This is a genomic window from Enterococcus dispar ATCC 51266 (assembly GCF_000406945.1).
Classification (GTDB): Bacteria; Bacillota; Bacilli; order Lactobacillales; family Enterococcaceae; genus Enterococcus_C; species Enterococcus_C dispar.
The window spans coordinates 2103069-2117649 of the sequence record NZ_KE136354.1 but is presented as its reverse complement, the minus strand read 5'-3'; the positions used below and the strand labels follow the sequence as shown (position 1 = coordinate 2117649).

Sequence of the window (14581 nt, the reverse complement as noted above, 5' to 3'; positions counted from 1 at the left end):
GATTTTTACTATGTGTTATCTGCGATAATTTTCTGAAAGTTTTCTCTGTTAGGACGTAAACTGATTTACGTAGAAAAACGAAACCTAACATGAATATGTCAGGAGTTCCTTGAATTCCTTTTGGATAAGGGTAAAATCTTTTAAAAATCCTACGAAATATTTTTTGCCCATTTGAGGTATGAGAAGGGAAATTTGCCGACACCAAAAAGTGTCCCAAATTTTTTTTGCCCAAAAACTGGTTTTTGTACTAAAAATGGCTGAAAAAAATCGTGGGATGAAGAAAGGTGTTCTTTATGTCAAAATATCAGCGCAAAGTGTTAGTTTCTACCTCAGCGGGGATTGCTCTTGAGAATATGGATATTATGTTCTTATCTTTCTCCTTATCTACTATTATCACAACCTTTGGCATTACGGGAACGCAGGCAGGTTTTATTTCTACTGTTACCAATCTTGGCATGTTAGTCGGTGGGATTATTTTTGGTATTTTAGCCGATAAATATGGTCGAGTAAAAGTTTTCTCCCAAACCGTTATTATCTTCTCGATTGCTTCTTTATTAATGTTTTTTGCCTCTAACATTTATCTCGTTTATCTTTTCCGTTTTATTGCCGGTATTGGCGCCGGTGGGGAATATGGGGCATGTATGTCTTTAATCTCTGAAACATTTTCAAAAAAACACTTGGGGCGCGCAACGTCTACTGCGGCGATCGGCGCACAAGTGGGCGCAATTTTAGCTGCGATTTTAGCTTCCTTGATTATTCCATTACTGGGTTGGAAGATGTTGTATGTTATCGGTGTAATTCCGGTATTGTTAGTTTTAGATATTCGCCGCGGGTTAAAAGAACCAGAATCTTTTGCTAAAAATCATAATGACAAACTGGCCGGAAAATTTTCATTACTCTTTGCCGATAAACAGACGGCGTGGCAAACAATTGGTTTAAGTTTAATGGTGACTGTGCAAATTGCTGGCTATTTTGGTTTAATGAACTGGCTGCCTTCTATCATGCAAAAGCAATTGCATTTATCGGTTTCAGGTTCTTCTTTATGGATGATCAGTACCATTTTGGGTATGTGTCTGGGTATGATGACTTTTGGGACAGTAATGGATAAATTAGGACCACGCTTAGCCTATGGTGTTTTTCTAATCTGTTCTGCAGCCTCTGTTTTCTTAATTGTTCTGGCTCATGATAAATGGACATTACTAGGTGCGGCCGTTATTGTAGGGTATTTCATTAACGGGATGTATGGTGGTTATGGTGCGATTATTAGTAGCCTTTATCCCACCACCATTCGTGCCACAGCGAATAATTTCATTATGAATGTCGGACGGGCAATTGGTGGTTTTTCTTCCGTTATCATCGGTTTTTTGATGGATCACTATTCTTTAATGACCGTCATTATTTTCTTATCGGCAATTTATCTGATTAGTTTAGTCGTAATGTTGACTTTACCTGGATTGAAGAAAATGCGCCCCCAATCAGAAGTTTTAACCCAACAATAAAATAATTAACCCCGTCAGTTTTTAGTGCTGACGGGTTTTTCTTTTAATACGTAAAAAAAGCAATGTACCAAAGCTAATACCAGCCAGAATAAAAAAGATGGTCAATTGTTCGCGATGCTTGCCAAAAGTAAAATAGACATCACTCCAACAAAAATGCAGATTAAACCACCACCACACTGTATCGAGAAGATAAAAAATTCCCGTAAGTATTAGTAAAAAAGTATCGCTTTTGCGCCAAGGATATTTGCGGGTCAACCATAAAAGCACTCCCATACCAGATAAAGTTAGCAAAATAACGAATAAACCTTCAGTGATAGAATAGGTCATTGATATTTCCTTTCTTAAAAGATGTTTCACATGAAACAATTTTAGCGTAATTTAAGTAAATTTACGAAGAGAGAGTATTTTCTATAAAAATTTTTAAAAATAGGATTAAAAAAATATGGATAAGTTTTTTGCAGTTGATGTTGAATAAATCAATATTTTTTATTTCTTTAAAAAAAACGAAGTGAAAATAGCTGTATTATTATTAGAAAAAATCTAATTGTTTTGTTATAATTTGTTTAGAAAAAATATTGGGGGAGTGGCATGAAAAAATTCGTTATAAGATGGTTGGTTATCTTAGCAATTGGCAGTAGTCTAACGGGTGTCTTTTATAAAAATTCTGTTGCTCCAACCAATTTTGTAATCGCCAGTGAATTAAAAACAGAGGGTACGGGTTCTGTTACCAAGCTTCCCGCTCCAAATGCCGTAAATATTGAGCCCGATCTAAATCAAAAAACAGATAATCAAACTTTTAGTAAAAGAATACGTAATATTTTTGCTTTTGGATTAGGAAGTATTTTGGCATTTTTAGCAATGTGGCGCCAGCGCAAAAATTAAATGACGATTTTGAGGACTGGGCTGCTGACAGTGGGCGAGGAAAGTTGAAAAAGTTGGGAATTTGCTCTAATCGACTCCAGTTTGCTGCTTTTTTAGCTAAAATTAGATAACACAAAAAACACAGAAATACCTGTCGCGCCAAGACAGGATTTCTGTGTTTTTTGTGTTGTTATCGCTTCTGTTATTCACGAATTTGACCATCGCCATAAATAATATATTTTGTCGAAGTGAGTTCTTCTAGCCCCATTGGTCCGCGGGCATGGAGTTTTTGAGTGGAAATCCCAATTTCCGCACCAAAGCCAAAAACAAAGCCATCTGTAAAGCGCGTGGAAGCATTGACGTAAACCGCCGCAGCATCCACTTCGTTTAAGAATTTTTGGCTAGCAAAATAATTGTCAGTAATAATCGCTTCTGAATGTTTGGTATTGTAAAAATTGATATGTGCAATGGCTTCGGTGATGGAATCGACTACTTTTACAGCCATGATGTAATCCAAATATTCTGTCGACCAGTCCTCTTCTACTGCAGCCACAGCATCTGGCAAATATTGCATTGCCCGTTCATCAGCGTGAAGTTCGACATTGTGTTCGGCTAATTTTTCCGCGATTTTTGGTAAAAATTCCGCAGCTACGTCTTGATGAATTAATAAAGTTTCCGCAGCATTACAAACAGAAGGGCGCTGTGTTTTTGCATTGTCGGTAATTCTGATTGCCATTTCCAATTGGGCATCTTTATCGACGTAAATGTGATTATTGCCCGTTCCTGTTTCAATCACAGGGACAGTTGCTGTTTCTTTGACGCGACGAATTAAACCGGCACCACCGCGGGGAATTAAAACATCTAAGTATTGGGTGAGACGCATCATTTGATTGGCAACTTCATGGCTGGTGTCTGCGACAAATTGAATGGCGTTTTCATCCACCCCAGCACTTTTTAACGTTTTTTGCAAAATTGCAACTAGAATTTGATTGGAATAAAACGCTTCTTTTCCTCCACGTAAAATAACAGCATTACCTGTTTTGAAACACAAACTAGCAGCATCTGTAGTCACATTGGGACGAGATTCGTAGATAATGCCAATCACACCTAATGGGACTTTTTGACGGCCAATCATTAAACCATCTGGATTTTTCCACATTTTTTCCACTTCACCGATCGGATCGGCTAATTGAATTACTTGGCGCATTCCCACTGCCATTTCTTCAATCCGTTGACGCGTTAACCGTAAGCGATCTTGCATTACAGTCGAAATACCGTTGTCATTAGCCTGAGCTAAGTCTTTTTGATTGGCAACTAAGATATTTTCTTCATTGTCCAAAAGGGCTTGAGCCATTAAGGCTAATAATTCATTTTTGCGGGTAGTGGACATTAATGCCAATTCACGCGCACTTTTTTTTGCTTGTTGCCCTAAAACTGTTAAATCAAACATATTTTTCCTCCTTATGGCTGTGGTTAAATAGACCTTTTCCTCAATGAAATACAATAAAGCAGCCTACCAATTTTCACCTATAACGAATGCTTTACTTGGCTACATTTCTTTTTAATTATAGGACGTTTTTTTAAAAACGCGAGAAAGTTTACTTTCCATTAAACTTTTCATGAAATAGCCCGCGTTTTGCACTTTTTTTTACTTTATGAAGCGGTGTTAAGAAAATTTTTTTAATTTTCTTGGCAAAAAAGAGTGCCAATTTGTTTGCCGGCTAAAATATCAAAAATAACTTGTGGTTGTTGGCCATTGGCTAAAACCATCGCGCTATCTGTTGTTAAAATGCGTTGGGCTGCATTTAATTTACTAACCATTCCGCCGGTACCAAATTTTGAGCCTTTATCTCCCGCATAGTCCCAAATTTGGGGCGTGATTTCATGGATAGCATGAAACAAAATCGCATTTTTATTTTTGGCGGGATTACCAGAATAAAAGCCGTCGATATCAGATAGCATGATTAATAAATCACCTTTGACCAACTGGGTTACGATAGCCGAAAGCTGATCGTTATCACCAAATTTGGTTTGGTGATCCAATTCATCAATTGCGACGGTATCATTTTCATTGATGATGGGAATAATCCCCATCTGTAACAACTGTTCCAAGGTATTTACTACATTTTTGCGACTTTCGGGAAACTCCACAATATCGCGAGTTAATAAGACTTGGGCAGTTTGTTGACTGTAGGTTAAAAAGCGCTGATTATAAATATTCATCAACTCTGCTTGTCCTACGGCAGCTACGGCTTGTTGGGCGGGGATAGTGGCGGGGCGGCTTTCTAAGTGTAATTTGTTCATGCCCACACCAATCGCGCCAGAAGACACCAATACAATTTCTTTTCCCTGATTTTTTAAATCGGTTAATACAAAAGCCAGTTGATCAATGCCCGCTAAGTTGATATTGCCATTGGGGTAAATAAGGGAGCTAGTGCCAATTTTAATGACAATGCGTTGGGCTGTTTTTAAAAATTCACGTTCCATATCTGTACTCCTCGTTTGGCGTGTAAGCAACAGGGCAAATAGTAGTAAAGCAACTCTGACTTTTCCCAGTCAAATTTTGAGAGGCTGATATTTGTGACCTTTCTACTCTCTACACGCTTTCGTTTCATTAGTTTTAGAAAAATTTCGGAAAAAGCCACCGTTTCTTAAGGTTTGCGGGGCTTTCTGTTTAATAGGACGAATTTGTCGGTAGTTTGCCTTCATTGTACTTGGTTTTGGCAGAATTTTCACCTACTGATTGATAGAAAGCTACTTGCGCGCGTTTCAATTTGTTTTTTTGTCGTATTTTGTGACAGAAAAACAAATTGGAGGAGATGCTGTTAAAGTAACTTCTTTTGGTCATGAAAAATAAGAAAAAAGTAAGTTTAGTTGCTGATTTTTGAAGATTGTATGGATTTTACGAAATTTTTCGTATTATTAGTTTGAATCCACAAAAAAGAAGCGTACTTATGCTAAAATAGTGTTATATAAATAAGTATATTTTCTGCTATTTGAAAACATTTTTAATATAAAAATGCTGGAAAAAATTTTTTAAAGTTTAGTGAAATAACAATTTTCTTTTGAAATTGTTTTAGGAGGTATTTGTTTGCGAACACGAGGTTTTGAAGTCGTTTCACAATTTTTAAGTCAAGAAATTCATTTACCAAAACGTGCAACCAATCATGCTGCTGGTTATGATTTTGAAGCGGCGTGTGACGTGGTCATTCCAAGTATTTGGCATGAGGGACTACTGACAGGTTTAAAAGCATTAAAAGCAAAAGATGAGAGCAAGTTTTTAAAACCGGTGCTCGTGCCGACAGGAATTAAAGCTTATATGGGAGAAGATGAATTTTTACAACTAGCTAATCGTTCCAGTAATCCTTTAAAACGTTTCTTAGTTTTAACCAATGGCGTTGGCGTTATCGACAGTGATTATTATGATAATCCAGATAACGAAGGCCATATTATGTTCCAATTTACCAACTTCGGGTTAACTGATGTAACGATTAAAAAAGGAGAGAGAATCGGTCAAGGAATTTTCTTGCCATTTTTAAAAGCGGATCAAGATACGACAAATGCCCTGCGCACGGGTGGTTTTGGTTCATCGAATAAATAAAAGTACACGGTTTACACAGCTTAGAAATGCAGGCAGTGTGCTAAAATAAAGGAAGGGATATTTGTGGCAAAAAAGCCAAAAGTCCAATTTGAATGTCAACATTGTGGCTATATCTCACCAAAATATCTAGGGAAATGTCCCAACTGTGGCAGTTGGAATTCCATGGTGGAAGTGGTGATTCAAGATACAACAGACCGCCGCGTCCGCACGAGTTTAACTGGTGAAAAAACCAAGCCAACAAAAATTGCCGATGTCATTCCTAAAAAAGAACCACGCGTTAAAACCAAACTCGCGGAATTAAATCGTGTTTTAGGTGGCGGGGTTGTCCCTGGCTCAATGGTGTTAATCGGAGGAGATCCTGGGATTGGGAAATCAACTTTGCTGTTACAAGTTTCCCAACAATTGGCAGAATCAGGCGGCAAAGTTTTATATGTTTCCGGTGAAGAAAGCGCCGAACAAATTAAAATGCGGGCTGAGCGCTTAGGCTCCATTAAAACCGAGTTTTATTTGTATGCCGAAACGGATATGCATGAAATCTCACGCGCGATTGAAAATTTGGCGCCGGACTATGTCATTATCGACTCCATTCAAACTATGACCCAGCCAGATGTTACCAGTGTGGCCGGCAGCGTTTCACAGGTGAGAGAAACCACCGCTGAATTATTAAAGATTGCCAAATCAAATGGTATTGCAATTTTTATTGTCGGTCATGTGACCAAAGAAGGTTCCATTGCCGGACCGCGGATGTTAGAGCATATGGTGGATACTGTTTTGTATTTTGAAGGGGAAAAACACCATACTTTCCGGATTTTACGGGCAGTAAAAAACCGCTTTGGCTCCACTAATGAAATTGGCATTTTTGAAATGCATGAAGATGGCCTCCATGAAGTGGCTAATCCCTCTCAAGTTTTTTTAGAAGAACGTTTAGCAGGGGCCACGGGTTCGGCCATTGTCGTTGCCATGGAAGGCAGTCGGCCGATTTTAGTCGAAATTCAGGCCCTGGTCACGCCAACTATGTTTGGTAACGCCAAACGCACGACCACAGGGCTTGATTTTAATCGGGTTTCGCTGATTATGGCTGTTTTGGAAAAACGGGCGGGGCTGCTTTTGCAAAATCAAGATGCGTATTTAAAAGCTGCTGGTGGCGTAAAATTAAATGAGCCGGCGATTGATTTAGCCGTAGCGGTAGCCATTGCGTCTAGTTACAAAGAAAAAGGAACCAGTCCCACCGAGTGTTTTATCGGTGAAATCGGCTTAACTGGTGAAATTCGCCGCGTCTCAAATATTGAACAACGAGTTAAAGAAGTACAAAAATTGGGATTCACAAAGGTATACTTGCCTAAAAATAATTTGAGTGGCTGGCAGGCACCAAAAGGCATCCAAGTTGTCGGTGTGGCGACACTGGCCGAAACATTAAAAAAAGTTTTTGGCTAACTTGCAAGTTAGCACGGATGTTTTTATAAAGGATTACCGCGCTAGGAATAGATAAGATATCTTGGGTAAAATTATAAATTTTAGCGATTTTCCAAGTTATCTTTTCTTCTAGCAGCAAAAAAATCGGAGGAGTTTTGTATGCAACGACGGATCATTATTGTTTTAATGGTCGTAGCCGGCGCAAGCTTGGGAGCTTCATTTTTACCCATGGCGTGGGATACGATTGGCTTGACTGGCAATCAGTGGCTGAACAATCCGTTTACCAACATTTTGATTGGCGCAATTATTTTCTTTTTATTCGCGTTGGTATTGGAGCGTTATATTTCAGCAGGATTGTCTTATATTGAGAAAAAACTGAGCGAAATTAGTTTGACCTATTTGCTCTTTGGTGCGATTGGAACCATTATTGGTCTAATGATTGGGATGATTATCTCTATTCCATTGTACAATTTAAACATTCCTTTTGTGACAAGCTTTATGCCCTTTTTTGTAATGATTTTACTGGGGTATTTTGGTTTTCAAGTCGGGGTGACGCGCATTGATGAGTGGAAGAAGATTTTCACACCAAAATCGAAAAAAAATGAAGAAACCCAACAACAGCTTTTAGAACGAAAAGCTGGTGACACTTTTCACCGTTACAAAATTTTAGATACGAGTGTCATCATTGACGGACGTATTTATGATATTGCCAAGACCGGCTTTTTAGAAGGCACCATTTTAATTCCAAATTTTGTTTTGTATGAATTACAATATATTGCTGATTCTGGTGATAGTCTAAAACGCGTCCGGGGACGTCGCGGGCTCGACATTTTAAACGCTTTACAAAAAGAAGAAGATATTTCCGTCGAAATGTACGAAGGTGATTTTGAAGATATTCAAGAAGTAGATAGTAAGTTGTTGAAGTTGGCCAAACTTTTAGATGGCGTTGTCGTTACGAATGATTACAACTTAAATAAAGTCGCAGAGTTTCAAAACGTTCCCGTCTTAAATATTAATGCCTTAGCCAATGCTGTAAAACCTGTCGTAATTCCCGGAGAAACAATGGATGTTTTATTAGTAAAAGCCGGCACGGAGCGTCAACAAGGGGTAGCCTATCTAGATGATGGCACCATGGTCGTAGTCGAAGACGGGCAACATTATATGAATGAACGCATCAAAGTTGTGGTGACCAGTGCTCTCCAAACAGCAGCGGGCCGCATGATTTTTGCTAAACCTGCCCACTCTGGTCGTGGTATTGATGATGTGAAAGTACCAACCGAAGAAGATGCGGATGCTGAAAATAACCATCCTCAAAATAATCAAACGCAATCCACTACCAATTCATCAGGCAATTCAAAAAATCGCAATAAAGATAAAGGCCGTAAGCATGCTTAGAATTGGTCAAGGTTATGATTTGCATCCTTTAGTGTTGCACCGCCCCTTGATTTTAGGAGGTGTTACACTTTCCCATCCTAAAAAACTTGGTTTAGCAGGGGTAACCGATGGCGATTGTTTGACCCATGCGATTATCGATGCCATTTTAGGTGCCGCAGGCTTAGGGGATATTGGCCAAATGTTTCCGGCTACTGATGAAACGGTGCAAAATGCCAATTCTACTCACTTATTGGCCACGGTTTTACAAAAAGCGTGGTCGCTTGGCTTTACTATTCACAATATTGATTGTACAATTCTAGCTGAACAGCCGAAACTTGCGGACTCTATTCCCAAAATGCGGCAAGTGCTTTGTGAAATTTGTCAATTAGAAGAAAATCTGCTTAGTATTAAAGCCACAACAATGGAACATTTAGGGCCTGTTGGTCGCAATGAAGCAATTGCGGCACTGGCTGTTACCCTACTTGAAAATAATTCGAAGGAAGCGATTAGATGACGAAAATTCGCGTGCGTTATGCACCAAGCCCAACTGGACATTTACACATTGGTAATGCCAGAACAGCGCTATTTAACTATTTATTTGCCCGCCACAACGGTGGAGATTTCATTATCCGCATTGAAGATACGGATACCAAACGGAATATTGAAGATGGAGAAAAAAGCCAGTTAGATAATTTGAAATGGTTAGGAATGGACTGGGATGAATCTCCAGCAAATCCTGGTGAATATGGGCCTTATCGTCAATCCGAAAGAGCTGATATCTACCAACCATTAATCGATCAATTACTAGCTTCCAATCGTGCTTATAAATGTTACTGCACACCAGAAGAATTAGAAGCAGAACGGGAAGCGCAACGGGCGCGTGGCGAAATGCCGCACTACTCTGGTAAATGTTCACATTTAACACCAGAAGAACAAGCTCAAAAAGAAGCACAAGGGTTGGAACCGGTTATTCGTTTCCGCGTACCAAAAAATACGGAATTCAAATTCCACGACATGGTCAAAGGCGAAATCTCTTTTGAATCAGATAATGTCGGTGGGGATTTTGTTATTCAAAAACGCGATGGCATGCCAACGTACAATTTTGCAGTGGCTGTAGATGATCATATGATGAAAATCACCCATGTTTTGCGCGGTGATGACCATATTGCCAACACTCCAAAACAATTAATGATTTATGACGCATTTGGTTGGCAAGCACCAGAATTTGGCCATATGACGTTAATCATTAATTCAGAAACTGGTAAAAAATTAAGTAAACGGGATGAATCAATCCTGCAATTTATCGAACAATACCGTGAATTAGGCTACTTACCAGAAGCTATGTTCAACTTTATTGCCTTATTAGGCTGGTCACCAGTAGGAGAAGATGAAATCTTTAGTCAAGACGAATTGATTAAAATGTTTGATCCAAACCGGCTAAGTAAGTCACCGGCTGCTTTTGATGCCAAGAAATTGGAATGGGTAAACAACCACTACATCAAAGCGATGGACTTGGATGTTTTAGTAGAAATGTGCTTACCTTACTTACAAAAAGCAGGTCGCGTCTCCGAAGATTTATCAGCCGAAGAGTTAGAACGTGTGAAAAAAATTGTGGCCTTGTATCAACCACAAATGAGTTATGCTGCTCAAATCGTTGAATTATCAGAACTATTCTTTACAGAACATCCTGTTTTAGACGATGCCGCAAAAGAAGTTTTAGCCGGTGAAACAGTACCACAAGTATTAGCTGCTTTTAAAGCAAAACTAGAAGCAATGGATACTGTTGAAGCGCCAAGCGTAAAAGCTGCAATTAAAGAAGTACAAAAAGAAACTGGCGTCAAAGGGAAAAACTTATTTATGCCAATTCGTGTGGCTGTTTCAGGCCAAACCCACGGCCCAGAATTACCAGAAACTGTGGAACTTTTAGGTAAAGAAAAAGCATTGGCTCATTTGGAACAAGTTTTATAAATTAATATAAAACTAAAGCGATTAGCAACAGTCATAATACGTACAGTGAATTATTTTTACAAATTGAATATGATTGCGGTGATTAGACGAAGTACTGCGGATGTTTCTAAAGAGAGGCTACAGTTGGTGGAAAGTGGCTGAAACAAAGCAGGAAATGCACCTATGAGCAAGCTTTAAGCCGTTTTGTGGACGTTACCCACTCAGGAGGAGCCAAGGAATTTGAATTGGTTCAAATGAAAGTGGAACCACGCCAAAAGCGTCTTTTAAATAAGGAAACTTATTTAAAGGGCGCTTTTTTATCGGTAAAAGGATTATCTGATTTTTATAAGGAATAGGGTCGGCATACCGCTTTTTTTGATGTCTGGCGCATGCAGCAACTCTTCGGAAAAAATTTAAAAATTAGTTTCTGGTAAAGATCACCAGCAGACGAATTTCTGAGATTTTTCCAAAGAGCTACCGCTGCCTTTAGCTTTTCTTATTAATAATTTATTAGGAGCTAGTAAATACTTATAAAACGAGTTCAAAATGATTTGATAGTTCAACATTAAAAAAACGACATTAAGAATTATTTGTCTTGCAGCTCATTTTTTAAAGCTCTATTAAACTATCTTAAATAGGAGGGACACGACATAATGGGATGGGGGAAACGTGCAATTCAAGCGGCCAAGGAAAATGATCCGGCGGCCCGACACACATTGGAAATTATTTTGACATACCCGGGTATACATGCGCTGTTTTGGCATCGATTTGAACATTTTTTATACAACCACAAGCTGTTTTTATGGGCACGAATCAGTTCCCAGTTTCAGCGCTTTTTAACGGGCATTGAGATTCATCCTGGCGCCACAATCGGTCAAGGAGTTTTTATTGATCACGGCATGGGGGTTGTGATCGGAGAAACGGCTGAAGTGGGCGATGATGTCGTTTTGTTTCATGGTGTCACGCTGGGGGGGACCGGTAAACATGCAGGCAAGCGTCATCCGACGGTGAAAACCGGCGCGATGATTTCGGCCAATGCGCAAATTTTAGGGCCAGTGACGATTGGCAAAAATGCCAAGATTGGTGCTGGTGCTGTTGTTTTAAAAGATATCCCAGATGAAGCAACCGCGGTAGGCGTTCCTGCCAAAGTTGTGCGAATTGCAGGAAAGAAGGTTGAGTCATGATTAAGATATACAATACGATGACACGAGAAAAAGAAGAGTTTAAACCAATTGAAGCGGGCAAGGTACGGATGTATGTTTGTGGCCCTACGGTTTACAACTACATCCACATCGGCAATGCCAGAAGTACGATTGCTTTTGATACGATTCGGCGTTATTTTGAATACCGTGGTTTTTTCGTCAATTACGTTTCTAATTTTACCGATGTCGATGATAAAATTATCCGCGCTGCCAAAGAGTTGGGTGTAACTGCTCCAGAAGTAGCAGAGCGTTTTATCCATGCCTTTGAAGAAGATACCAATGCTTTAAATATCGAACCCGCTACGTTACATCCACGGGTAATGGACCATATTCCTGATATTATTGACTTTATTTCCGTTTTAGTGGAAAAAGGGTTTGCCTATGAAGCAAATGGCGACGTTTATTATCGAACCCGTAAGTTTAAAAATTACGGTAAACTAAGTGATCAGTCGATTGATGAATTAGAAGTGGGGGCAAGTCAAAGAACAGGTGCAGAGCAAGATATTAAAGAAGATCCTTTAGATTTTGCTTTATGGAAAAGCGCCAAGCCAGAAGAAATTGCTTGGGATTCTCCTTGGGGATTAGGACGTCCAGGGTGGCATATCGAGTGTTCGGTAATGGCGACAAAACATTTAGGAGATACCATTGATATTCATGGGGGCGGTCAAGATTTGGAATTTCCCCATCATGAAAATGAAATTGCCCAAAGTGAAGCCAAAACGGGACACACCTTTGCCAATTATTGGATGCATAACGGCTACGTGACAATTGGAGAAGACGATGAAAAAATGAGTAAGTCCTTGGGAAATTTTGTGACGGTTCATGACTTAATTCAAAAAGTTGATCCACAAGTTTTGCGGTTCTTTATGGCGACCACGCAATATCGGCGCCCGATTCGTTACAGTGAAGCAACATTACAAGATGCCGCCAATAACTTACAACGCTTAAAAACAGCCAGTGAAAATGCGAACTTCCGTTTAACAACCGCTCAAATGACTCTGTCAGATGATGAGGTGAAGTTAGCCGAATTAGCAGAGTTGGAAAATCGTTTCGTTACAGAAATGGATGATGATTTTAATGCAGCAAATGGTGTGACTGTACTTTATGAATTGGCAAAATGGCTGAATACTTATGCCGAACAAAGTGAAGTATCTCAAGCGGTTTTAAATGCTGCTATTGAAAAATTACATGCTTGGCTAACTGTTTTTGGTATTTATTTTGTCAGCAATGAGTTATTAGACGAAGAAATTGAAAAATTAATTACCGAAAGAATCACTGCCCGCCAAAATAAAGATTTTGCCCGTAGTGATGAAATTCGCGATCAATTAAAAGAACAAGGGATTATTTTGGAAGATACAGCCCAAGGTACCCGTTGGAGACGAGAAGCATGAGAGATTACACACAATTAAACGGTTTAGCACTAGCATATGTGGGCGATGCGATTTACGAAGTTTATATTCGTGATTATTTGGTTGCCACTGGCCTGACACGTCCCAATCAGTTACACAAACAGGCGACCCACTATGTTTCAGCAAAAGCCCAAGCATTCTTAATGAATGAAATGTTAACTGCAGGGATTTTATCAGAAGATGAAGCACTGTTTTATCGCCGGGGACGCAATAGTAAAAGCCATACCAGCGCCAAAAATGCCGATATTACCACGTATCGGATTGCGACAGGCTTTGAAGCGTTGATGGGTTATCTTCATCTAACCAAACGACAAGAACGCTTAGAAGAGCTAATAGACTGGTGTATCAAGAAAGTAGGTGACACAAATGGCAAATAGACGGGAAGACAAAGCTGATAAAAATCAGAATCGTACGAACTATGGTGCAAAAGATAAAAATCGTCGAGGTAAAAACTTCGCTGAAAAAAGTAATCCCCGTCACAAAAAACACGATAATTTTAAAGCTCCTGTAAAAAAGGATAACGTTGAAAACGAAGCTGCAACAGAAGTAAATGAAAATTTTGTTTTTGGACATCATGCAGTAGTAGAAGCGTTAAAAGCAGGACGGGGTAACAAATTATTTTTAGCTGAAGATGCCAGAGGCGATAAAATCGAAGGATTGAAAACATTAGCGACAGAGCAAGCAGTCCCAGTGAAATGGGTCCCCAAAAGTAAGCTGGATACCATGAGTGACAGCGGAGTTCATCAAGGGATGGTTTTAGCAATCACACCTTATGAATATCTGTCTCTACCAGAATTATTGGAAACCACAACCAAAGAAAATCCTTTTTATCTGATTTTAGATAACTTGGAAGATCCGCATAATTTTGGTTCCATTTTACGGACAGCCGACGCTGGCGGGGTAGATGGGGTGATTATTCCTAAACATCGTGCAGTAGGTATTACGCCAATTGTGGTGAAAACCTCGACAGGTGCAGTGGAGTATATGCCAATTGCGCGTGTCACGAATTTAAGCCAAGCTGTCCAACAATTAAAAGATGCTGGTTTTTGGATTTTCGGCACTGCGATGGAAGGAACGGATTACCGCCAGTGGAACGCCAAAGGGAAAGTTGCCTTAATTATTGGCAATGAAGGCAAAGGGATGAGTGCAGGCTTAATGAAAGCCGTGGATGAACTTTTAACAATTCCCATGACGGGACACGTTCAGAGTTTAAACGCCAGCGTTGCCAGTGGCCTTTTGATTTACCAAGCTTTCAGCCAGCGGGCAGGTGAATAG

14 protein-coding genes and 1 other annotated feature are annotated in these 14581 nt (G+C 39.5%); of the genes, 11 read left to right on the top strand and 3 right to left on the bottom strand.

Annotated elements, in window-relative coordinates; genetic code table 11:
- Positions 1–293 precede the first annotated feature (293 nt).
- Positions 294–1499 (top strand): MFS transporter, encoded by a 1206-nt coding sequence (locus RK01_RS10010; protein WP_016173164.1) that lies wholly within the window; start codon positions 294–296, stop codon positions 1497–1499.
- Positions 1500–1520: 21 nt separating this feature from the next.
- On the opposite strand, the gene RK01_RS10005 is transcribed toward RK01_RS10010, so the two are convergent.
- A complete protein-coding gene (locus RK01_RS10005; protein ID WP_016173163.1) occupies positions 1521–1826 on the bottom strand; it encodes a hypothetical protein in 306 nt (101 codons plus the stop codon).
- A gap of 261 nt (positions 1827–2087) precedes the next feature.
- Here RK01_RS10005 and RK01_RS10000 point away from each other — a divergent pair, with 261 nt between their 5' ends.
- Positions 2088–2381 (top strand): hypothetical protein, encoded by a 294-nt coding sequence (locus RK01_RS10000; protein WP_016173162.1) that lies wholly within the window; start codon positions 2088–2090, stop codon positions 2379–2381.
- A gap of 181 nt (positions 2382–2562) precedes the next feature.
- On the opposite strand, the gene RK01_RS09995 is transcribed toward RK01_RS10000, so the two are convergent.
- Together RK01_RS09995 and proB are read right to left on the bottom strand one after the other, a co-directional pair.
- Positions 2563–3810, bottom strand: coding sequence for a glutamate-5-semialdehyde dehydrogenase (locus tag RK01_RS09995; RefSeq protein ID WP_016173161.1), 1248 nt, complete (start codon positions 3808–3810; stop codon positions 2563–2565).
- Between the two features lie 230 nt (positions 3811–4040).
- The gene (gene proB, locus RK01_RS09990) at positions 4041–4847 is read right to left on the bottom strand and encodes a glutamate 5-kinase (protein WP_016173160.1); all 807 of its coding nucleotides are present in this window, start codon (positions 4845–4847) and stop codon (positions 4041–4043) included.
- A gap of 604 nt (positions 4848–5451) precedes the next feature.
- Between proB and RK01_RS09985 the strand changes: the two genes are divergently transcribed.
- The 9 genes from RK01_RS09985 to rlmB all read left to right on the top strand — a co-directional run bounded on the left by RK01_RS09985 (position 5452) and on the right by rlmB (position 14581).
- Positions 5452–5961, top strand: a complete 510-nt coding sequence (locus RK01_RS09985) for a dCTP deaminase/dUTPase family protein (RefSeq protein ID WP_016173159.1) — start codon at positions 5452–5454, stop codon at positions 5959–5961.
- Positions 5962–6024: 63 nt separating this feature from the next.
- Entirely contained in the window at positions 6025–7395 is a 1371-nt protein-coding gene (radA, locus tag RK01_RS09980) for a DNA repair protein RadA (RefSeq protein ID WP_016173158.1), read from the top strand.
- 138 nt (positions 7396–7533) lie between these two features.
- Positions 7534–8769 carry a PIN/TRAM domain-containing protein gene (locus RK01_RS09975; RefSeq protein WP_016173157.1) on the top strand — a complete coding sequence of 412 codons (1236 nt, stop codon included), beginning with the start codon at positions 7534–7536 and terminating at the stop codon, positions 8767–8769.
- Positions 8762–9262, top strand: coding sequence for a 2-C-methyl-D-erythritol 2,4-cyclodiphosphate synthase (gene ispF / locus RK01_RS09970; protein ID WP_016173156.1), 501 nt, complete (start codon positions 8762–8764; stop codon positions 9260–9262). The genes RK01_RS09975 and ispF overlap by 8 nt, the downstream gene beginning before the upstream one ends.
- Complete coding sequence (gene gltX / locus RK01_RS09965) at positions 9259–10716, top strand: glutamate--tRNA ligase (protein WP_016173155.1); 1458 nt, start codon at positions 9259–9261, stop codon at positions 10714–10716. Before ispF ends, gltX begins: the two co-directional genes overlap by 4 nt.
- Before the next feature lie 69 nt (positions 10717–10785).
- Positions 10786–10983 (top strand) — a binding site (T-box leader).
- Positions 10984–11348: 365 nt separating this feature from the next.
- Complete coding sequence (gene epsC / locus RK01_RS09960) at positions 11349–11879, top strand: serine O-acetyltransferase EpsC (protein WP_016173154.1); 531 nt, start codon at positions 11349–11351, stop codon at positions 11877–11879.
- Entirely contained in the window at positions 11876–13288 is a 1413-nt protein-coding gene (gene cysS / locus RK01_RS09955; RefSeq protein ID WP_016173153.1) for a cysteine--tRNA ligase, read from the top strand. Before epsC ends, cysS begins: the two co-directional genes overlap by 4 nt.
- A complete protein-coding gene (locus RK01_RS09950; RefSeq protein WP_016173152.1) occupies positions 13285–13683 on the top strand; it encodes a Mini-ribonuclease 3 in 399 nt (132 codons plus the stop codon). Before cysS ends, RK01_RS09950 begins: the two co-directional genes overlap by 4 nt.
- Positions 13673–14581: a 23S rRNA (guanosine(2251)-2'-O)-methyltransferase RlmB gene (gene rlmB / locus RK01_RS09945; RefSeq protein ID WP_016173151.1), complete on the top strand. Its 909-nt coding sequence runs from the start codon at positions 13673–13675 to the stop codon at positions 14579–14581. Before RK01_RS09950 ends, rlmB begins: the two co-directional genes overlap by 11 nt.